At 67.5% G+C, this 19713-nt stretch carries 19 protein-coding genes; 12 read left to right on the top strand and 7 right to left on the bottom strand.

The window, feature by feature from the left end:
* Window positions 1–10 precede the first annotated feature (10 nt).
* The 4 genes from DK842_RS00730 (at window position 11) to DK842_RS00715 (ending at window position 4141) form a co-directional block, all read left to right on the top strand.
* Window positions 11–1027 (top strand): thiamine ABC transporter substrate-binding protein, encoded by a 1017-nt coding sequence (locus DK842_RS00730; RefSeq protein WP_114059648.1) that lies wholly within the window; start codon window positions 11–13, stop codon window positions 1025–1027.
* 66 nt (window positions 1028–1093) lie between these two features.
* Entirely contained in the window at window positions 1094–1645 is a 552-nt protein-coding gene (locus DK842_RS00725; RefSeq protein WP_168194791.1) for a GNAT family N-acetyltransferase, read from the top strand.
* Entirely contained in the window at window positions 1642–3207 is a 1566-nt protein-coding gene (locus DK842_RS00720) for an ABC transporter permease (RefSeq protein ID WP_114059646.1), read from the top strand. Before DK842_RS00725 ends, DK842_RS00720 begins: the two co-directional genes overlap by 4 nt.
* Window positions 3182–4141: an ABC transporter ATP-binding protein gene (locus DK842_RS00715; protein WP_114059645.1), complete on the top strand. Its 960-nt coding sequence runs from the start codon at window positions 3182–3184 to the stop codon at window positions 4139–4141. Before DK842_RS00720 ends, DK842_RS00715 begins: the two co-directional genes overlap by 26 nt.
* Here the strand turns inward: DK842_RS00715 and DK842_RS00710 are convergent.
* Window positions 4131–4658, bottom strand: coding sequence for a MarR family winged helix-turn-helix transcriptional regulator (locus tag DK842_RS00710; RefSeq protein ID WP_114059644.1), 528 nt, complete (start codon window positions 4656–4658; stop codon window positions 4131–4133). The genes DK842_RS00715 and DK842_RS00710 overlap by 11 nt on opposite strands.
* A 171-nt stretch (window positions 4659–4829) precedes the next feature.
* On the opposite strand from DK842_RS00710, the gene DK842_RS00705 reads away from it, so the two are divergent.
* Window positions 4830–5234: a VOC family protein gene (locus DK842_RS00705; RefSeq protein WP_114059643.1), complete on the top strand. Its 405-nt coding sequence runs from the start codon at window positions 4830–4832 to the stop codon at window positions 5232–5234.
* A 14-nt stretch (window positions 5235–5248) separates the two neighbouring features.
* Here the strand turns inward: DK842_RS00705 and DK842_RS00700 are convergent, their stop codons facing one another.
* The gene (locus DK842_RS00700) at window positions 5249–6049 is read right to left on the bottom strand and encodes a helix-turn-helix transcriptional regulator (RefSeq protein WP_114059642.1); all 801 of its coding nucleotides are present in this window, start codon (window positions 6047–6049) and stop codon (window positions 5249–5251) included.
* Entirely contained in the window at window positions 6049–6594 is a 546-nt protein-coding gene (locus tag DK842_RS00695) for a kinase inhibitor (RefSeq protein ID WP_114059641.1), read from the bottom strand. Before DK842_RS00695 ends, DK842_RS00700 begins: the two co-directional genes overlap by 1 nt.
* 156 nt (window positions 6595–6750) lie before the next feature.
* Here DK842_RS00695 and yidD point away from each other — a divergent pair, with 156 nt between their 5' ends.
* Window positions 6751–7137, top strand: coding sequence for a membrane protein insertion efficiency factor YidD (yidD, locus tag DK842_RS00690; RefSeq protein ID WP_168191765.1), 387 nt, complete (start codon window positions 6751–6753; stop codon window positions 7135–7137).
* On the opposite strand, the gene DK842_RS00685 is transcribed toward yidD, so the two are convergent.
* A complete protein-coding gene (locus tag DK842_RS00685; RefSeq protein WP_114059639.1) occupies window positions 7138–7635 on the bottom strand; it encodes a GNAT family N-acetyltransferase in 498 nt (165 codons plus the stop codon). It lies immediately after the preceding gene.
* 90 nt (window positions 7636–7725) lie between these two features.
* Here DK842_RS00685 and DK842_RS00680 point away from each other — a divergent pair, with 90 nt between their 5' ends.
* Window positions 7726–8664, top strand: coding sequence for a LysR substrate-binding domain-containing protein (locus DK842_RS00680; RefSeq protein WP_114059638.1), 939 nt, complete (start codon window positions 7726–7728; stop codon window positions 8662–8664).
* Window positions 8665–8705: 41 nt separating this feature from the next.
* On the opposite strand, the gene DK842_RS00675 is transcribed toward DK842_RS00680, so the two are convergent.
* A complete protein-coding gene (locus DK842_RS00675) occupies window positions 8706–9575 on the bottom strand; it encodes a serine hydrolase (protein WP_114059637.1) in 870 nt (289 codons plus the stop codon).
* A gap of 294 nt (window positions 9576–9869) precedes the next feature.
* Here DK842_RS00675 and uvrB point away from each other — a divergent pair, with 294 nt between their 5' ends.
* Window positions 9870–11882, top strand: coding sequence for an excinuclease ABC subunit UvrB (gene uvrB / locus DK842_RS00670; protein ID WP_114059636.1), 2013 nt, complete (start codon window positions 9870–9872; stop codon window positions 11880–11882).
* Window positions 11883–11948: 66 nt separating this feature from the next.
* Here the strand turns inward: uvrB and DK842_RS00665 are convergent, their stop codons facing one another.
* Window positions 11949–13508: a hypothetical protein gene (locus DK842_RS00665; RefSeq protein ID WP_114059635.1), complete on the bottom strand. Its 1560-nt coding sequence runs from the start codon at window positions 13506–13508 to the stop codon at window positions 11949–11951.
* A gap of 179 nt (window positions 13509–13687) precedes the next feature.
* Between DK842_RS00665 and bla the strand changes: the two genes are divergently transcribed.
* A complete protein-coding gene (gene bla, locus DK842_RS00660; RefSeq protein ID WP_232538564.1) occupies window positions 13688–14458 on the top strand; it encodes a subclass B2 metallo-beta-lactamase in 771 nt (256 codons plus the stop codon).
* Window positions 14459–14461: 3 nt separating this feature from the next.
* On the opposite strand, the gene DK842_RS00655 is transcribed toward bla, so the two are convergent.
* Window positions 14462–15163 carry a hypothetical protein gene (locus tag DK842_RS00655; protein WP_114059633.1) on the bottom strand — a complete coding sequence of 234 codons (702 nt, stop codon included), beginning with the start codon at window positions 15161–15163 and terminating at the stop codon, window positions 14462–14464.
* Between the two features lie 274 nt (window positions 15164–15437).
* Here DK842_RS00655 and DK842_RS00650 point away from each other — a divergent pair, with 274 nt between their 5' ends.
* The 3 genes from DK842_RS00650 to DK842_RS00640 are packed head-to-tail and all read left to right on the top strand — an operon-like array spanning window position 15438 to window position 19688.
* Window positions 15438–17765 carry a sigma-54-dependent transcriptional regulator gene (locus DK842_RS00650; RefSeq protein WP_114063550.1) on the top strand — a complete coding sequence of 776 codons (2328 nt, stop codon included), beginning with the start codon at window positions 15438–15440 and terminating at the stop codon, window positions 17763–17765.
* Window positions 17755–18948 (top strand): DUF917 domain-containing protein, encoded by a 1194-nt coding sequence (locus DK842_RS00645; protein ID WP_114059632.1) that lies wholly within the window; start codon window positions 17755–17757, stop codon window positions 18946–18948. Before DK842_RS00650 ends, DK842_RS00645 begins: the two co-directional genes overlap by 11 nt.
* Window positions 18945–19688 carry an aspartate/glutamate racemase family protein gene (locus DK842_RS00640; protein WP_114059631.1) on the top strand — a complete coding sequence of 248 codons (744 nt, stop codon included), beginning with the start codon at window positions 18945–18947 and terminating at the stop codon, window positions 19686–19688. The genes DK842_RS00645 and DK842_RS00640 overlap by 4 nt, the downstream gene beginning before the upstream one ends.
* Window positions 19689–19713 lie beyond the last annotated feature (25 nt).

Raw genomic sequence — 19713 nt, 5'->3', positions numbered from 1 at the left:
GAGATTGTCTATGAAGCTGTTCCCCAAACTCGTCGTCGTCGCTTTGAGCCTGGCCGGCCTATCCGCCCAGGCCGCCGAATTGCGCGTGCTCGCGCACAGTTCGTTCAGCGTCGACAAGCCGCTGCTCGCCGCGTTTGAAAAGCAGGCCGGCGCCAAGGTGTCCATCATCAAGGCCGGCGACGCCGGCGAGATGGTCAACAAGCTGATCCTGACTAAGGGCAGCCCGATCGCCGATGTGGTGTTTGGCCTCGACAACAGCCTGATCGGCAAGGCCGAGCAAGCCGGCGCGCTGGCGCCGCTGCCGGCGGAGCTGGCGAAGGGCGGCAAGGTGAGCCTGCCGGGCGCGGCCGCCGTCGATTACGGCTATGTGACGCTGAACTACGACAAGGCCTGGTTCGCCAAGAACAAGCTGCCGCTGCCCAAGACCCTGAACGACCTGGCGCTGCCCGCCTACAAGAACCTGCTGGTGGTGGAAAATCCGGCCACTTCCAGCCCGGGCCTGGCTTTCCTGTCCGCCACCATCCATGCCTTGGGCGAGGACAAGGCCTTCGCCTTGTGGGGCAAGCTGCGCGACAACGGCCTGAAAGTGAGCAAGGGCTGGACCGAGGCCTACTACACCGACTTCTCCAAGAACGGCGGCAGCCGGCCCATCGTGGTCAGCTACGCCGCCAGCCCGGCGGCCGAGGTGTTCTACAGCAAGGACAAGCCGGCCGACGCGCCGACTGCCAATCTGCTGCTGCCGGGCTCGGTGTTCCGCCAGGTGGAGGGCGCGGCGCTGGTCAAGGGCGGCAAGGAGCCCAAGCTCGCCCGGCAGTTCATCGCCTTCCTGCGCTCGGACGCGGTGCAGAAGGACATTCCGACGCGGATGTGGATGTACCCGGCGATGGACAACATCCCGTTGGACCCGGTCTACAAGCACGCCGAGCAACCGGCCGCGCACGACACCCCCGACAGCGCGACGCTGGCCGCCAAGCAGCGCGGCTGGGTCGGCCGCTGGACGCGGGTGGTGCTGAAGTCAGGACAGTGATCCGGCGATGACTTGCCCGGTTTCGCCTCTGTTATGATCCGGGCAAGTTCACCTGGAAGCTCATTCATGATCGATGACATCGCCAGCCCCCGCCTGATCCTGCGCCATCTGGACGCGGATTTTCTCGAATCCTGCCTATGCGGCGACATCGACGCCGCCGCGGCGCGGCTGGGCTGCCGCCCGGCCAACGGCTGGATGGAGGAGACGGCGCTGATGGAAATGCGGCTGGCCGACATGGCGGCGGAGCCCGCTTACGCGCCGTGGTCGGTGCGGGCCTTGCTGCGCCGCGACGATCTGGCCATGGTCGGTCACATCAACTTCCACACGCGGCCCGGCCATCCTTATTTGAACGGCTACGGCGACGTGGAGCTCGGCTACGCGGTCTATCCCGCATTCCGCCGCCAGGGCTATGCCCGCGAGGCCTTGCTGGCGATGGCCGGCTGGGCCGCGCAAAGCGGCGGCGTGGCGAAGCTGGTGTTGTCGATCGAACCCGGCAATCTGCCGTCGCAGGCGCTGGCCGCCCAGCTTGGCTTCGCCAAGGTGGGCCAAGTGCGCGACGACGACGGTTGCGAAGACGTGCTGACGGCTGATTGGCCGTTGCCTGGAGCTTTTGTTTGAAGCCATCCGCCGTGCCCCGGCTGATCCTGGCCGGACTCCCGCTGTCCTTTCTCTTTTTGCTGGCCGTCGCGCCGCTGGCCCGATTGTTGGCCGAAGGCGGCCTGCAGTTCAACCCCGCCTTGCTGGCCGATGACTACCTGCGCTGGCGGCTGTTGTGGTCGCTGATCCAGGCCGCGGCCAGCTGCCTGCTGTGTCTGGCTCTGGGCGTGCCGCTGGCCTGGGTGCTGGCCCGTTACCGCTTTGCCGGCCGCGCGCTGCTGCTGCGGCTGCTGATGCTGCCCTTCGTGATGCCGACGCTGGTGGCGGCGATGGGCGTGCTGGCGCTGTTCGGGCCGCGCGGCGTGTTCGGCGTCGATCTGCAGGACACGCCGTGGCTGCTGCTGTACGGCAATCTGTTCTTCAATCTGCCGCTGGTGGTGCGCGCCGGCTGCGACGGCTTTTCCCTAGTGCCGGCCAGCCGGCTGGCCGCCGCGCGCACGCTGGGGGCCACACGCTGGCGGGCATTCTGGCGGGTGGAGTGGCCGGCGGCGCTGCCGTGGCTGCTGTCCAGCCTGTGTCTGGTGTTCCTGTACTGCTTCTCCGGCCTGGGCTTGGCGCTGGTGCTGGGCGGCCAGCGCTACGCGACGCTGGAGGTGGAGATCTACACCCTGGTCGCTTACGAGCTGAATCTGGCCGACGCCGGCGCGCTGGCCTTGCTGGTGCTGCTGACGTGCGGCGGCATCGCCGCCGTCTACGCCGCCCTGGCGCGCCGGCTGGCCACGGCGGCCAAGGTGGAGCCCTTGCCCTTGCGCGCGGCGGAAAGCGTGGGGGAGAGGATGGCGCTGGGCGCCGCGCTGTCCATGCTGCTGCTGTGCAGCGGTTTGCCGCTGTTGGCGGTGCTGTGGCGCGGTTTGGGCGCGGAGTCGTCCTGGCTGGCGCTATGGGATGAGGAAAGCCGGCTGGCCTTGTGGAACAGCGCCCGTTTCACCGGCATGACCGTATTGGCCGCCGGCGCGTTGGGCCTCGCCCATGCGCTGGCCTGCGGGCGCAGCCTGGCGTTGCGCGCTTCCATCTTCCTGCCTTTCGTCGCTTCGCCGGTGTGCGTGGCCTTCGGCCTGCTGCTGTTGTATCCGCAATGGAGCGGGGCGCTGGGCTTGCTGATGGCGGCCTACGCGTTGCTGGCTTATCCGCTGGTGGCCAAGGCGGCGTTGGCGTCGCTGGACGGCCAGCCGCCGCACTGGCGGGCCGCCGCCCGCAGCTTGGGCGCCGGTCCGTGGCGGACTTTCCGCCGGGTCACCTGGCCGCTGCTGCAGCCGGCGCTGCGGCGCGGGCTGGCTTTCGCCGCCGCCACCGCGGTCGGGGAGTTCGCCGTCACGCTGTTTTTGTCGCGGCCGGAGTGGCTGACGCTGACCACGCTGATTTACCAGCGGCTGGGGCGTCCCGGCCAAGCGAACGCCGACGCGGCGATGCAGCTCTCCTGCGTGCTGATGTTGCTGGCGCTCATTGTTTTCTGGATCATCGAAACCGCCGGCGGCGCCGGCCCGGAGGAGAGCGGCCATGCTGACGCTGCGAAACCTGAGTAAGCGCTTCGGCGAACGCGTGGTGGCTGACGACGTGTCGCTGGAATTGCCGGCTGGCGAGACCTTGGCTCTGCTGGGGCCGTCCGGTTGCGGCAAGAGCACGCTGCTGAAAATGATCGCCGGCCTGGAACGGCCGGACGGCGGCGCGCTGGCCTTCGACGGCGAGGATTTGTCCCGGGTGCCGCCGGAGCGGCGAGGCTTCGCGTTGATGTTCCAGGACTTCGCGCTGTTTCCGCATCTGGACGCGCTGGGCAATGTGATGTTCGGCTTGATCGAACAGGGCGTCTCCAGGCGCGACGCGGCTAAACGCGCGCAGGCGATGCTGGCCCGCGTGGGCCTGGCCGAGCACGGCGCGCGCAAGGTGTGGACGCTGTCCGGCGGCGAGCAGCAGCGGGTGGCGTTGGCGCGGGCGCTGGTGACGCGGCCCAGGCTGCTGTTGCTGGACGAGCCGTTCTCCAGCCTGGACGCCGATCTGCGCCGCCTGCTGCAGCGCGAATTCCGCGCGCTGCTGCGGGAGGCGGGCATTCCGGCCATCATCGTCACCCACGACCGCGACGAGGCGTTCGCGCTGGCGGACCGGGTGGCGGTGTTCAAGGACGGCAGGCTGCTGCAATGCGCCGCGCCGCGGCAATTGCTGGCCGCGCCGGCCGATGCCTGGTTGGCGCGCTTCATCGGTTTCGACAACGTGCTGGAGCATGCGGCGGTGCCGCCGGGGGCGATTTTGCTGGGCGACGATCAGCCGCCGGCGCGCATCGTCGAACTGACGCCGCTGGCGGACGGCCTGCGGATGAGGGTGGAGGCCCAGGCCGGCCCGCTGGCGCTGATGCTGTCGGCGCGGGAGGCCGAGTGGCAGGGGGACGCGCTGTTCGTCGGCGGAACGCTGGGCGTCGGCGTCGACGAATCACGCTTGCTGCGCTTTTCCTCGCTCAGTTCTTGACCTGTCCCCACACCTTGGCCAGCAGGCGCAGCAATTGCTGCCGCTCCTGAGCGTCCAGGTGCTCGGTGAGCCCGGCGCAGGCGCGCCAGAAATCCGGCAGCGCCTGCTCCAGCAGCGAGCGGGCTTCCGGCGTCAGGCTCAGCTGCAGGCTGCGGCGATCCGCGGGGTGGGGGTGGCGGGCGATCAACCGGCGCTTTTCCAGCCAGTCCAGCAGGCCGGTGGCCGACGCGCGGGTGATGCCGAAATAATCGGCGATGCTGGACGGCGTCGGCGGCTCCGCGCCCAGCCTGCCGTCTTCGAACAGGCGGAACAGCAGCAGCACGTGCAGCTTGTTTTCCGAAATGCCCAGCGGCGACAGGTGTTGGTTCAGGCGCAGCAGCACATCGTCGCCCAGCCACAGCAGCAAGAGGCCCGCGGCGGCGGCGTCCTGCGGCGTGCCGGCGTCGGCGGTGTCCGCCATCAGTTGCAGATGGGGCGCCATCGCGGCGCTGGCGTCTTGCGGGTGTCGTGCGTCCATGAGGATTCGCCTGGCTGGGTTGTGGCTATGTGATGGGCCGCGATGATGCTAGCTGAAAAGACGCGGCGAGTCGAACTCCGTTCCCGCATATTTTATTAGTTTAACTAATTATATGTTTGTCGTATTATGTGGCGCCGGCATGCGCCGGCTTCACATGGAAAAGGAACGGAGATGGCTATCGAAGTGCAGGCTTTGCATCATGTCGGCTTCAGCGTGCCCAAGCATCAGGTGGAGGCGTTGCAAGCTTTTTATGGCCAGTTGTTCGGTCTGGAGGCGGATCCGTCGCGCTGGCGCATCCCCGGTGTGCCCGGCTGCTTCCTCGATCTGCCGGGCGCCACCCAGCTGCACATCATGGGCAATGACGGCGTGTCGCCGTACGCGCAGGGCGAGGGGCAAGACCCGGTGAGCAACCATGTCGCGCTGACGGTGGCCAGCCTGGAGCAGGCGGCGGCGGAACTGAAGGAGAGAGGCATCGCCTTCTTCAGCCAGCGCAGCGTGGCGGCGGACAGGCTGGAGCAGCTGTTCGTCCGGGACCCGGCGGGCAATTTGCTGGAGCTGAGGCAAGGCGCCGACTGAGCCGCGCGCGGATGTCAGAGCGTCCGCCGCAGTTCGCTGGGCGTCAGGCCGTAGCGTTGGCGAAAGCGGGCGGAAAAGCGGGAGGCTGACGCGTAGCCGCTAGCCTCGGCGATGCGGGCAATGGGCAGCAGGCCCGCTTGCACCTGCTGCAGCGCATGTCCCATGCGCACCTCTTCCAGCACGCGTTGAAAACCGCAGCCTTCTGCGGCCAGCCTGCGGCGCAGCGTGGACGCGCCCAGGTTGAGCCGGCGGGCTACGGCTTCCACGCGCCATTCGGCGGAGGGGTCCAGCGCCAGCAATTGCCGTAGGCGTTGCGCCAGTTCCGGCGCTGCCGGACGCAGCAGCGGGCCGACGGCGCCGTCCAGCGCCAGGGCCAGCAGCGCGCCTTCCGCGTGATGTTCGCGGATTTCCGGCGGCGCCTGCTCGCGCAGGCTGTCGGTAAGCAGACGCCAGGCGGCGGCTAGCCGCGCGCCCATGGCGGGGCATAGCTCAAGCCCCGGGCGCTGGCGCAGCAGCAAGGGGCCGTGCCGTTGGCGGAAGCGGTCCAGCAAAGCCTGCGGCAGGCTGACCATGTCGGCCAGATAGCCGTCTGCTCCCGGCAGGTTGGCGATGTCGAGCTCCAGTCCCGCCGGCAGCAGAATCAGTTGTTCCGCCCCGGCCGACATGTCCCGCTCGCCCAGCCAGATCCGCTTGCGTCCGCTGCGGACATGGCACAGCGTCGCCGTGAATATCGGCACCCGGCGGATCCGTTGCGGCAGCCGGGCCCGGACTTCGCCAGCCTCGACACGGCTTTCGCGGTGGGCGATTTCGGACATCAGCGGCCGTAGGTGGCGGTGATCCGGGCCGTGCCCAGCGCGTTGGCGTTCAGCATGTAGCCCACCAGCGCGCCGCTGGCGTTGGCGTCCAGCGGCAGCTTGTCGGTCTTCAGCGCCCATACCGTGAATTGATAGCGGTGGGGCTTGTCGCCGACCGGCGGGCAGGCCCCGCCGAAGCCGGCCTCGCCGAAGTCGGTCCGCCCTTGAGCCGCGCCTTCCGGCAGCTTGCCGGCTTGTCCGCCGGCGCCTTCCGGCAGCGAGCCGACATTGGCCGGAATATTGACCACGGTCCAGTGCCACCAGCCGCTGCCGGTGGGCGCGTCCGGGTCGTAGACGGTGACGGCGAAGCTTTTGGTGCCGGCCGGCGCGCCGCTCCACGATAGCTGCGGCGAGACGTTGCCGCCTTCGCAGCCGAAGCCGCGGTAGACCTGTTTCAGGCTCAGCGGCTTGCCGTCGGCGATGCTGGAACTGGACAGCTTGAAGGCGTCGGCATGGGCGGCCAGGGGCAGGGCGAGCAGGCTGGCGATCATCAAGGCGGTGCGCATATCGGTTCTCCTGTGGCTAGGTTGTGGGCACATCTTAAGTGCCGGCGCGCGGCTCGGCTGTGCCGAAACGCTCGTTGGCGGCGCGGGCGCGCTCGCCGTCGACTTTAGCAGCGCGGCTGCGGAATGGGTATGATGCCCGCGCAGGGAGGAGAACATATGTTGAAACGGCTGGCGTTGAGCCTGATCCGGGTGTACCAGCGGCATTTGTCGCCGCGCAAGGGCTTTGGCTGCGCCTACCGCGGCGCGACCGGGCGGTCGGGGTGTTCCGGGCTGGCGTACCGGGCGATACGACGTTATGGCGCGTGGCGCGGCTGCAGGATCGCGCGCGCGCGTCTGCTGCGTTGCTCGGCCGCGGCCAATATGCCGGCGGCTCGGCGGCGGCAGGCTGGCTATTGCGATCCGCCATGCGGTCCGGACTGCCTGAGCCTGGAAAGTTGCGATGGGTGCTGGGGAGAGGCGGCCTGCCGCTCCGGAGAATGCCTGGCGCATATTTGGCCGGACTGGCGGCGGAGCCGCCGCCGGGAGCGGGAGGCCGGCGATTGATCAAGCGGTGACCGCGTTCTCGCCGTAAGCGAAGCGGCGCAAGCCGTCGCCGGCCAAGCGGTAGCGTATCCATTCCGCCTGCGGCTTGGCGCCTATCGATTCATAAAAATCTATCGCGGGCTGGTTCCAGTCCAGCACGCTCCATTCGAAACGGCCGCAGTCCCGTTCGCAGGCCAGACGCGCCAGGTGCTTGAGCAGGGCCTTGCCTGCGCCCGCGCCCCGCCTTTCCGGCGTTACGTAAAGATCTTCCAGATACAGACCGTTCTTGCCCAGCCAGGTGGAGTAACTGAAGAAATAGACGGCGAAGCCTGCCAGTTGGCCGTCTACTCTGCACATCAGCGCCTGGGCCTTGGCGGCAGAGCCGAACAGCGTGGCCTCGATGTCGGCGACGCCGGCTTTCACTTCGTGCTCGGCCCGCTCGTAGATGGCCAGTTCGGTGATGAAGCGGTGAATCTCGGCGGCGTCCTGCGGCTGGGCCGGCGTGATGGAAATCTGCATGCGTCGTGTTCCCTGAATAGTTGAAATGTCAGTTTCGGACATCTTAGTGCACGCATTAGAATGAAAACAGTGCATTGTTTTCAGTGAAATATGAAAATTATTCATCCAAATCTGCGCGGCCTGGATCTGAATCTGCTATTGCTGCTGGAGGCCTTGTACCGCACTCGCTCGGTGAGGGACGCCGCCGACAGCCTCGCGATCAGCCCGTCCGCTTGCAGCCACGCGCTGTCGCGGCTGCGGGAGGCGCTGAGCGACGAGCTGTTCATCCGGGTGGGCGGCCGGATGCGCCCCACGCCGCGGGCGGAGCAGCTGGCGCCGGTGGTGGAGGCGGCGTTGGCGCTGTTGTCAGATGGCTTGCGGCGCGGGGCCGGTTTCGATCCGGCCAGCAGCGAGCGGCAATTCGTGCTGGCCGCCACCGACTACACCGCTTTCGCCGTGCTGCCGGGCTTTCTGAGCCGGATGCAGGCGCTGGCGCCGCGGCTCAGCTTCCGGGTGGTGCAGGCGGAGCGCAAAGTGCCGCTGGACGAACTGTTGGCAGGGAGCATCGATTTCGCGCTCGGCTATTCGGAAGAGGGCGGCGCGCAGTCGGGCGACGTCGAGGAGTTCGATTGGCCGGAGGAGGAGTATGTGGCGATCGCCAGCCGCGGCCACCCGCGCATCGGGGACCACCTGAGTCTGGAGGGCTACCTGGCGGAGCGGCACGCGGTAGTGACGCCGTGGAACGAGCCGCGCGGCGTGGTGGACCAAGTGCTGGAGCGCATGGGCCTGGCGCGCGAGGTGGCGCTGCAACTGCCTTCGGTGCTGGCGGCGCCTTTCATCATCGGCGGCGGCGAGTGGGTCATGACGCTGCCGCGGCGGGCCGCGCTGCGCATGGCGGAGGCGGCGGATGTGCGGCTGTATCCGCCGCCGTTCTCTGTCCCGCCATATCGCTTGAAGCTGTACCGCCATCGCCGGCATGCCGGATCGGCCGCGCACGACTGGGTGTGGACGCAGTTGACGGGTTGCGGGCTGAGCGGCGACGCGGCATGAAAAAAGGCCGGCATGGCCGGCCTGGATGGGTTTTTTCTGCGCTATCCGGCCAGCCAGCTGCCGGGGTGGGATTCCAGCCAGAGCTTGATATTCTTGGCGTCGTTGACGCGGGCGGAACTGGCGCCGGCGTCCAGCAGCACGAAGATCAGCGGCTGCGAGCCGACAGTGGCCTGCAACACCATGCAGCGGCCGGCTTCCTGGATGTAGCCTGTCTTCTGCACCGCGATGTCCCAGTCGCCTTCGCGCACCAGCGCGTTGCTGTTCTTGTATTGCAGCACGCGGTTGCGCACCGAGACGATCTGGTGGCGCTCGGTGGTGGTGAATTCGCGGATCAGCGGGTATTTCTGCGCGGCCTGCACCATCCTGGCCAGATCGGCGGCGGTCGAGGTGTTGCGCACGTCGAGGCCGGTGGGGTCGTGGAAGATGGTTTCCGTCATGCCCAGGCTGCGGGCCTTGTGGTTCATCCGCTCGATGAAGATGGAGGTGCCGCCGGGGAAGGTGGTGCGCGCCAGCGTGGCCGCCGCGCGGTTTTCCGACGACATCAGCGCCAGCAGCAGCATTTCCTGGCGGCTGAGCGTGGTGCCGACCGCCAGCCGCGAGGTGGTGTGCTTGACCCGGTCGATCTCGGCGTCTGACACCGTGACGTCCTGATCCAGCGGCACGCCGGAATCCAGCATCACCATCGCGGTCATCAGCTTGGTGATGGAGGCGATGGGCATGCGCTGGTGGGCGTTCTTTTCGTAGAGAGTTTCGCCGGTCAGGCCGTTGAGTATCAGGGCCGAGTGCGAGTTGAGCCTGGGAATGGTGTAGCCCGCCATTTCGCTGGCCACCAACACGCCTTGAGGCGAAGCCGCCAGCACCGGCATGGCCAGCGCCGCCGATACCAGCAGGCTTGCGATTTTCTTGATCATGCGTCACTCCATTGTGCGCTTATTTTTGGAGGGAACCGGACAGCATCGTCATGGCATCGTCCCGCAAAATCGGTCAAGATGTTGACATCATTTGCTGTAGACACCCGTTGCGTCCTGTTTGCATTTTAAACAATGTCACTGCTCTGTGTAGAGCAAAAAAACGGTGTTCCACAAGGGAAAAATGCGCGAAATCGCCGGTATCCGGCGGCGGGGAGCAAACGGCGGCGCGCAAGATGGTGAGGTCGGGCGGATATGGGCGTAAAATCAATCTTTTCGCCATCGCCCGGACCCGCCATGCTGCTTACTTTCCCCGACAGTCCGTTCCAGCTGAACCAGCCTTTCCCGCCGGCCGGCGACCAGCCGTCCGCCATCGAGAAGCTGGTGGAGGGCTTGTCCGACGGCCTGTCCTACCAGACGCTGCTGGGCGTGACCGGCTCCGGCAAGACCTACACCATGGCCAACGTCATCGCCCAGACGGGACGGCCGGCCATCATCATGGCGCACAACAAGACGCTGGCGGCGCAGCTGTACAGCGAGATGCGCGAGTTCTTCCCGCATAATGCGGTGGAGTATTTCGTCTCTTACTACGATTACTACCAGCCGGAAGCCTACGTCCCCAGCCGCGACCTGTTCATCGAGAAAGACTCCAGCATCAACGAGCACATCGAGCAGATGCGCTTGTCGGCCACCAAGTCGATATTGGAGCGTCCCGACTGCATCATCGTGGCGACGGTGTCGGCGATTTACGGCATCGGCGATCCGTCCGACTACCACCAGATGATTCTGCATCTGAAGGAAGGTGAAACCACGCCGCAGCGCGACATCATCAGCCGCCTCACCACCATGCAGTACAGCCGCAACGACATGGACTTCGGCCGCGGCACCTTCCGCGTGCGCGGCGACGTGATCGACATCTACCCGGCGGAAAGCAGCGACACCGCGCTGCGCGTCAGTTTGTTCGACGACGAAGTGGAAACGCTGACCCTGTTCGACCCGCTCACCGGCACGACCAAGCAACGCGTCGGCCGCTTCACCGTGTTCCCGTCCAGCCACTACGTGACGCCGCGCGACACCGTGCTGCGCGCCTGCGAAGAAATCAAGGACGAGCTGCGCCGCCGCATCGAGTGGTATCAGAAAGAGGGCAAGCTGGTGGAGGCGCAGCGCATCGAGCAGCGCACCCGCTTCGACCTGGAAATGCTGTACGAGATGGGCTTTTGCAAGGGCATCGAAAACTACTCGCGCCACTTTTCCGGACGCGGCCCTGGCGATCCGCCGCCGACGCTGATCGACTATCTGCCCAAGAACGCGCTGATGTTCATCGACGAGAGCCACGTCACCGTGCCGCAGGTGGGCGCGATGTACAAGGGCGACGCCGCGCGCAAGGCGAATCTGGTGGAGTACGGCTTCCGCCTGCCGTCCGCCGCAGACAACCGGCCGCTGAAATTCCACGAGTTCGAGCAATTGATGCCGCAGACCGTGTTCGTGTCGGCCACGCCGGCAGTGTATGAGAAGGAGCACGCCGGCCAGGTGGTGGAGCAAGTGGTGCGGCCGACCGGCCTGGTGGACCCGCAGATCGAGATCCGTCCGGTGGCGACTCAGGTGGACGATCTGCTGTCCGAAATCCGCGACCGCATGGCGCGCGGCGAGCGGGTGCTGGTCACCACGCTGACCAAGCGCATGGCCGAGCAACTTGCCGATTACTACACCGAGCACGGCATCAAGGTGCGCTATCTGCACAGCGACATCGATACCGTCGAGCGGGTGGAGATCATCCGCGACCTGCGCCTGGGCATGTTTGACGTGCTGATCGGCATCAACCTGCTGCGCGAAGGCCTGGACATTCCCGAAGTGAGCCTGGTGGCGATCCTGGATGCCGATAAAGAAGGTTTCCTGCGCAGCGAGCGCAGCCTGATCCAGACCATAGGCCGCGCGGCGCGGAACCTGCGCGGCAAGGCGCTGCTGTACGCCGACCGCATCACCGACTCCATGAAGAAGGCGATGGACGAGACCGAGCGCCGCCGCGCCAAGCAGATGGCGTTCAACGCCGAGCACGGCATCACGCCCAAGGGCGTGGAGAAGAAGATCAAGGACATCATCGACGGCGTCTACAGCGTCGAGGCGGAGCGCAAGAAGCTGGTGGACGAGGCCGCGGTGGCGATGATGGACGAAAAGACGCTGGCCAAGGAGATCAAGCGGCTGGAGAAGGACATGCTGGAGGCGGCGCGCAATCTGGAGTTCGAACGGGCCGCGCGCATCCGCGACGAATTGAAGCAACTGAAGGAAAAGGCCTGGCTCAACGATTTGTGAGCGCTTGCCTCGCGTCTGTCTTCCCAGCCCGCGCCGATATCCGCGCGGGCTTTTGTTTTGCGCGGCTCAGCCGTGCTCCAGCAATTCCGGCGGCAGCATGGCGAGTTCGGCGCGGAAGAAACTGCGCTCGCCGCGCCGCAATTGCGGCAGCAATTGCTGAAGCTGATGCGCATGGGCGCAGGCCTGGCGGCTGAGTCCGTGCTCCCAGGCCTCGAACCACAGCGCCTCCAGCAGCAAGTTGGCCAGTTGCAGCGGCGTTAGCGGCAGCCGCCCTTGGTCGTGTTCCTCTAAGGTCGCCTCCGCTGCGCCAGCCCAGCTGCGGTAACCCTTGGCGGCGGAAAAGGGGCTGGGCGAAAGCGCCAGCGCGTCGCGCAGCGCCTGCGGCGGAAACGGTCGCGCGGCCTGGAAGGCGGCCAGCGGCGGGCGCTTGCGCTGCGGACAATCGCCGCGGGCGATGCGCAGCAGGAAGACGACGTTCCAGGCTGAACCGTTGCCGACGCCGAAACGGTCGCAAATCCACTCGGATAAACCCAGCCAGCGCATGGCCAGGCTTTGCATGTCCGCCGCGGCCAGCGCGCGCTTGGGATCGGTCAGGCCTTGTTTCCAGAACAGCCACAGGCACCAGCCCAGATTGGCCGCCACGTGCTGGGCGGCGTCGATGGAGTCGGCTTCGTAGGCGGCTTCCAGCGCCTCGGCCAGGTCCCGCAGCGCGGCTGCCGCGCGCGCCGGGTTCTGCCCGGCGATGGCGGCCTGCTTGTGCAGCAGTGCGCCCAGATTCAGGCACTCGAAGCGGACCCGCGGGTTGTAGCGATAGACAGGTTGCAACTCGCCTGGGCCGCTTAACTGGGCGAGGCAGGCTTCGGCGCCATCGGTTTCTCCGCGCGCGTAATGGTCCCAGGCGCGGGCGACGCAGGCCATCGCGGCGAAGGTGGGCTGGGCGGTTTCGAAGCGGCGGCCGTCCAGCACCCGGCCTAATTTTTTCAAGGCCAGCCGGCTGTCGTCGAATTGCGCGCTGCGGCGCCAGGCCAGGCATTCCTTGGTCAAGGCCAACGCGTGCTGGAAGTCGTCGCGCGCGTCCAGGCTGGCGGCGTGGAAGGAGGCGGCCACCTGGGGGCCGGCTAGCCGGCCCATGCCGTCGCGCTCGTCGCGGATGGCCTGGCTGAGCCGGCTCCAATAGTCCAGCCCGCGCGTCAGCGCGTCCATCTGGGCGATGGCGTCCGGCGCGCAAGGAGGCTCGGCCTCCAGGCCCAGAAACCGCTCCAGTTGCCAGCGGTCGGCGGCGTGCCCGTTCACCAGGAAGTCCAGTCGGGCGCAGGCATCGGCGCTCAGCCAGAACGGGCCGCGGCTGCGGCCGTCCGGGTTGAGCAGGGCGACAGGCTCGCGCCGCGGCGCGCCCCAGCCTACCGTTACGCCCCAGGCGGCGAAGTCGGCGAAGGCGCGCGAAACCAGCATCCGCGGCGTGCGGCTGGCTGGGAAGCGCTGGCGCAGCGTCTGGATCGACACCATGCCGTCCTCGTGCCGGGCGGCATGGCAGAGGCGAACCAGCAGCCACAGCGACTGGAAGCGGGCGGGTTTGCCGGCGTGGCGATACGGGGCGGACAGTTCGAAGCGGATGGGGGCGTTCATGGCTTGGAGTTACGGAGGTTACGACCGGCGCGGTTTACCTCGGCAGGCCTGGCTGGCTAGAATCTTGCCAAGATCGCGGCCTGGCAGGGACTCGCGGTTTGAGCGGCGGGTGAGCGGCAAGTTCCCATTGGATAGCGCGCGGCGTTGCGTCTGGATTTGTAAAATTCATGGAAATCAAAATGCGCAAATTATTTAAATTTGGCGGCGCGCTGCTGGGCGTGGCGCTGGCGGCCAGCGGCTGGGCGGCGGGCGGCATCAGTCTCAAGCATGTGAAGGGCGGCGTTTACCTGGCGGAAGACGGTTATTTCGCGAAAGAAAACTCGGCGGTGTATGTTGGCGCGAAGCACGTGACTGTGGTGGGCGCCACCTGGACGCCGGACACCGCCCGCGAGTTGGCGGACAAGATACGCGCGGTCACCGGCAAACCGATCACTGAGGTGATCAATCCCAACTACCATACCGACCGCGCCGGCGGCAATGCGTACTGGAAGTCGATCGGCGCCCGCATCGTTTCCACCCGGCAGACGGCGGAAGCGATGCGCCGCGGCTGGAACGACATCGTCGCTTTCACCCGCCAGAGTTTCCCGGATTACCCGGCGCTGCCGGCCTCATTGCCGGATCGGGAATATCCCGGCGATTTCGAGCTGCAGGGCGGCAGGGTGAAAGCCTTTCATCTGGGCGCGGCGCATACCCGGGACGGCATCTTCGTTTATTTTCCGGAAGAGAAAGTGCTGTACGGCAACTGCATCCTGAAGCGGGAGCTGGGCAATCTGCATGAAGCCGATCTAGCCGAATATCCCAAGACGCTGGACAGGCTGGAACAAAGCGGCCTGGACATCGACACCATCATCGCCGGCCATCTGGACGCGCTGCATGGGCCGGAACTGATCGGCCATTATCGCCAGTTGCTGCGCCGGGAAGCCTCGGCTGGCGCGGCGAGGCCGCGCTGACGCTCATTCCTGCCAAGCGGGAAGGCCCTGCACGGCCTCTACGGTCCAGTCGCCGCGGCGGCCGTAGATCAGGTTGAAGGTGGCGTGTCCCTGGCGGGCGTCGCAGACGGCCGCGCCTTCCCTGCAGCCGGCGAAATCGATGACCGAACCCGCGCGGTGGAGGCCGACGCCGGCGTAGAACAGCGGCAACGGCGCGCAATCGACGTCGAGGCCGGGACGGGCGTCGATGAAGCTGGACAACACCATGCGGCCATCGCCGGTGCGCACCGCCTGGCCGACGTTGCAGAGGCGGCGCGCGGCGTCGTACTCGGGAATGCTGATGCGGAAGGCATCGTCGCCGACATCGGCCAGGTGGCGGGCGGGGCTCAACTCGGGCTCGGGCTCCAGGCGCATCGCGACGGCGTTGGGCGCAGGCTGGCCGCGGCGGCTGGCGCGCACCGGCTGACAGGACAGGGCCTGGCCGGATGGCATGTCGGACAGCGGCCAAGGCTCAATTCTGGCCTGGGCGGCGGCGAAGCAAGACGGCAACAGCTCCAGGATCAGGATGGCCCCGGTTTCCGCGATGGGCGGCAGCGCGCGGTGGTAAAGGCTGTTGCTGTAAACCGGCCCCTCGGCGCCGGCGTAGCGCGCGGGTTGCTGAAACAGGAAGAAATCCTGCGTGCGTTGGCTGTTGTTGAGGATATTGATGGTGTAGCGAGCGTTCATTCCCATTTCCGGGTGTGTGTTTTTCACCGCTTGGCGGCCTGCCGCGGCTGCGCGGCATCCGCTGTCTACAGCAGCAAGCGTGCCAGTTTGTAAATGATTGTATTCATTGCGCTTGTCCTGGTCCGCTAGCCGTCGAAGTGGACGGTTTCGTCCGGTTCATGATTTGGACACGGACGAAACGGCGCGTCGGCGGGCTTGCCATTCGCAAGGGCATTGGCATAATCCCTGCCGTGTCGAGCGCGCCCGCCGGGCGCGCCGCTTGCGCAAGGTGGCCATGGACATTCCCACGCATGACGCACCCCAGCCGCGGATCGGAGCCGATCCGGCTGAACGGGTGATAGGCCAGTCGGCCGTCTTCCAGCGCCTGCTGCAATTGGTGCGGCGGGTGGCGCCCACCGACAAGACCGTGCTGATATGGGGGCCGACCGGCGCCGGCAAGGAGGTGATCGCCCATGAGCTGCATCGCCACAGCCGGCTGGCGGGCCAGCCTTTCATCGACCTCAATTGCGCGGCGATCCCCGAGCATCTGATGGAAGCGGAGCTGTTCGGCCATGCCCGCGGCGCCTTCACCGGCGCCCAGGGCAGCCGGGTGGGGCTGTTGGCCCAGGTCGGCCGCGGCACGCTGTTCCTGGACGAGATAGGCGAGCTGCCGCTGGCGCTGCAGCCCAAGCTGCTGCGGGTGCTGGAGACGCGCAGCTTCCGGCCGCTGGGCTCGGTGGAAAGCCAACATTTCGCCGGCCGCGTGGTCGCCGCCACCCACCGGGACCTGCAGGCGGCGGTGCGCGACGGGCGTTTTCGCGAAGATCTGTTTTACCGCCTGTCGGTGTTCGTGCTCAGTCTGCCTGGCCTGGATCAGCGCCGCGACGACATCCCCGCCCTGATCGATCATTTTTCCGCGATGCAGCCGCGGCCGCTGCGCTTCTCCTCCGACGCGGTATCCCGCCTGCGGCAGGCCCGCTGGCCCGGCAACGTCCGCCAGCTGCGCAGCTTGGTGGACCGGCTGGGGGTGCTGGCCGACGGTCCTCTGATCACCGCCGACATGCTGGGCGAGTTTCTGGAGCCGCAGATCCACCCGTGGCAGACCGATGCCGGCGAGTTGGCCGACGCTCTGCTGGCGCTGCCGGGCGAGAACAAGCTGGAGGCGGCGGAGACGCTGTTGCTGAACCGGGCGCTGCAGCTGAGCCACGGCAACAAGACCGCCGCGGCGCGCATGCTGGGCGTCGGCCGCAAGGTGGTGGAGCGCAGGCTGGGCGCCCGCGCCGACCAGCGCCAGCGGCTGCGCGAGCTCCTGGCCGAGGGTGGGCGCCTGATCGACGGCGGAGATTTCGCCGCTGCCGCGCGCGAGCTGTCGCGTGGGTTGTCGCTGCTGGAGGGCGCGTCGTTGCAGCGGGAGGCGAAAGAGGAGCACTTCCATCTGTTGCGCCAGCTCGGCATTTGCCACAGCGCCCAGCACGGCTGGTCCAGCGCCGAGGCGATGTCCTGCTATGAGTCGGCGCTGGCGGTGGGGAAGGGGCTGGAGTGCGAGCCGGAAATCATGTCCATCCTGTTTGGCATCTGGACCAGCCAGCTGATGTCGCTGGAGCTGGACCGCGCGCGCGGCACTGCCCAGCAAATGCTGCAGCGCGGCCAGGCCACCGGCGACGGCAGCGCCCTGGCCGACGCCCATTTCGCGATGGCCAACACGCTGTTCTGGCTGGGCGATCACGCCGAGGTGCTGGCTTGCCTGGATCGCGGCGGCTTGCTGCGCGGCGGAGCGGGCCGGCGCATGGGCACCCAGGGTTTCGACCTGAGCGGGCTGGTGCTGACTTTCGAGGGGCTGTCCGCGTTCCAGTTGGGGCATTTCAGCCGGGCCAGGCTGGCGCTGGAGGCGTTGCTGGCGCGCCGGCCGGAGGAAGATCAACCCTTCAGCTACGCCATCGCGCTGCAAGGCGCGGTGTGGCTGGCCTGCCTGTTCGAGGACGATAGCCTGGGCAAGCTGGCCGGAGAGATGGAACAGCTTTCGCGCCGGCACGGCTTTGCTTTCTACCTGGGCATCGCCCAGTTTTTCCAGGGCTGCGAACTGGCCAGGCGCGGCGAGCACCCGCAGGCGGAGGCGGCGATGGAGGAGGGATACCGCGGGCAGATGCTGCGCCATGGCGGCAAGCTGTTCCACTCGGTTTACGCATGGAAGCGCTGCGAGCTGCTGCTGGCTACCGGCCGCGCCGACGAGGGGCGGCAACTGGCCGAGCACGCGTTGGAGCTGGCGATGGCGCACAAGGAGCGCGCCTATCTGGGAGAGCTGTTGATCGCGCGCGCGGCCGCGTTGCGGGCGTTGGGCGACGAGGCTGGCGCCGAGCAGGGCCTGCGCAGCGCGCTGACCATGGCAGAGGCGCTGGGCGCGGCCCCGTCCCGAGTGGAGGCCGCGACGCGCCTGGCCGGAATGCTGGCGGCGTCGGGCAGGGAAGAACAGGCGCGGGCGGCGCTGGCGAATGCCTTGCGGGCCTGCGACGGCCGCATGGAGCCGGCTCATCCCGTGCTGCAAAGGGCGCGTCGGCTGCTGGGCAGCTTGCCGGGCGGACGCGCCGACTACAACGCGAGAACAGGTGCTAACCATGGCTTTTGAACTATCCTCCCGCGATCTGGAGCCCTTGCTGCAAGGCGCGTGCTTTTTCGGCAGCGGCGGCGGCGGGACCATGATCTCCGCCCGCCACCTGGCGGCTAACTTCCAGCGCGGCGAATATTACCCGACCGACAAGGTGCGGGTGGTGGACGTGGACGAGGCGACCGACGGCGATTGCGTGATGGTGGCCTATATGGGCGCGCCGGACGCGATCAACCAGGTGCAATGGCCGAACGGGCCAGTGGAGGCCGCGCGCGCCGCGCAGCAACGGCTGGAGTCGCAGGGGCGCAAGCTGGCTTACGTGGCGGCGCCGGAAAGCGGCGCGCTGGGTTTCGTGGTGGCCAGCCTGGTGGCGGCCAAGCTGGGGCTGGCGGTGGTGGACGCCGACGGCGCCGGCCGCGCGGTGCCGTCTTTGCCGATGCTGACCTACGCCGCCGCCGGCGTGCCGCCGACGCCGGCCTTTCTGGCCGGGGAGAGCGGCTTGTGCGTGGAGCTGGGCGTGCGCATGCCGCCGCCGGACGGCCAGCCGCAGGAAGACGTTTCCACCGTGGTGGAGCAGATGCTGCGTCCCATTCTGACCAATCCGCAGTTCGGGCAATTCGGCGGCCTGGCGATGTGGATCATGTCGCCGGAACAACTGGGCGGCGCGCTGCCGGTGCGCGGCACCCTGAGCCGGGCGCTGAAGCTGGGCCGCGCGCTGCAAGGCGGCGAGGTGAAGACCGCGGAGGCGATGCTGGACTTCCTGCGCCGCGAGCTCGATATCAAGGGCAAGCTGCTGTTCGGCCCGGCGACGCTGGCGTCGGCCGAGGTGGCCACCGCCGGCGGCTTCGACCTGGGCAAGGTGAGCCTGGAGGACGGCGAGCGCCGCTGCACGGTGCTGTACCAGAACGAATCGCTGCTGGCTTGGGACAGCGCGGTCTCCCATCCGCTGGCGACTGCGCCGGACGCCATCAGTTACTTCGTCGAAGGCGATGGCCAGCATGTGTTCAGCAACGGCGACCTGTCGGGCGATGACCATGGCCTGGACCCGGCCGTGCGCGGCCGCAAGGCGGCGGTGATCGCATTGCCGGCCGCCGCGCCGCTGCGCAAGGGCCTGATCCTGCAAAGCTTCGCCGACGAGCTGGCGCAGCTTGGCTACCTGGGGCCGTACGCGCCGGTGGATGCCAATCCGGAGGGCGCGCGATGAGCTTGCGCGTCTGCGTGCTGGTGCCGGTGGGCGTGGACACCTTCAACCAGCCGATACTGGAATCCATCCGCCCGGTGATCCCGGCCGACGTCGAGGTGGAGGTGCGCAACCTGCCGCGCGGCACCAGCCACATCCAGGACCGCATAGACTGGCTGGCCAATGGCCTGGCCGTGGTGGAGACGGCGCTGCAGCTGGAGCGCGAAGGTTTCGACGGCATCTGGCTCAGCGATTTCGACATGTGCGGCGTCGAGGCCGCGCGCGAGGCGGTGAACATCCCCATTGTCGGCGGCTTTCCGACGGCGGCGTTCAGCGCGCTGCTGCTCAGCCAGCGCTTCTCCATCGTCACCGTATTGCAGTCCACGCTGGCGATGCAGCATGGCCACGTCCAGGCTTACGGCCTGCAGGATTCGTTCAGCTCGATCCGGGCGATAGACTGCCCGGTGGACCAGCTGTCCAATATGGATGTGGTGGTGCCCAAGGTGTACGAGTGCGCGCTGGAGGCGGTGCGCCGCGACGGCGCGCAGTCCATCCTGCTTGGCTGCACCGGCTTCGTCGGCGTGGCGCGCCGGGTGGAGCAGCTGCTGGAGGCGACACTGGGCTGCTACGTGCCGGTGATCGATCCCAATCAGGCCGGCTTCAGCCTGCTGCTGTCGCTAGTGAGGATGCGGGTGCGCCCCAGCCGGCTGTGTTACGGCAAGGAGTCGCTGCCGGTGATCACCTCGCTGTCGCGGCAGGCCTGACGGTTTGCCGATGAACCATCCCCGC

The sequence above is a fragment of the Chromobacterium phragmitis genome, assembly GCF_003325475.1.
In the GTDB taxonomy this organism is placed as follows: Bacteria; Pseudomonadota; Gammaproteobacteria; order Burkholderiales; family Chromobacteriaceae; genus Chromobacterium; species Chromobacterium phragmitis.
This window is presented reverse-complemented; position numbering and strand designations above follow the sequence as displayed.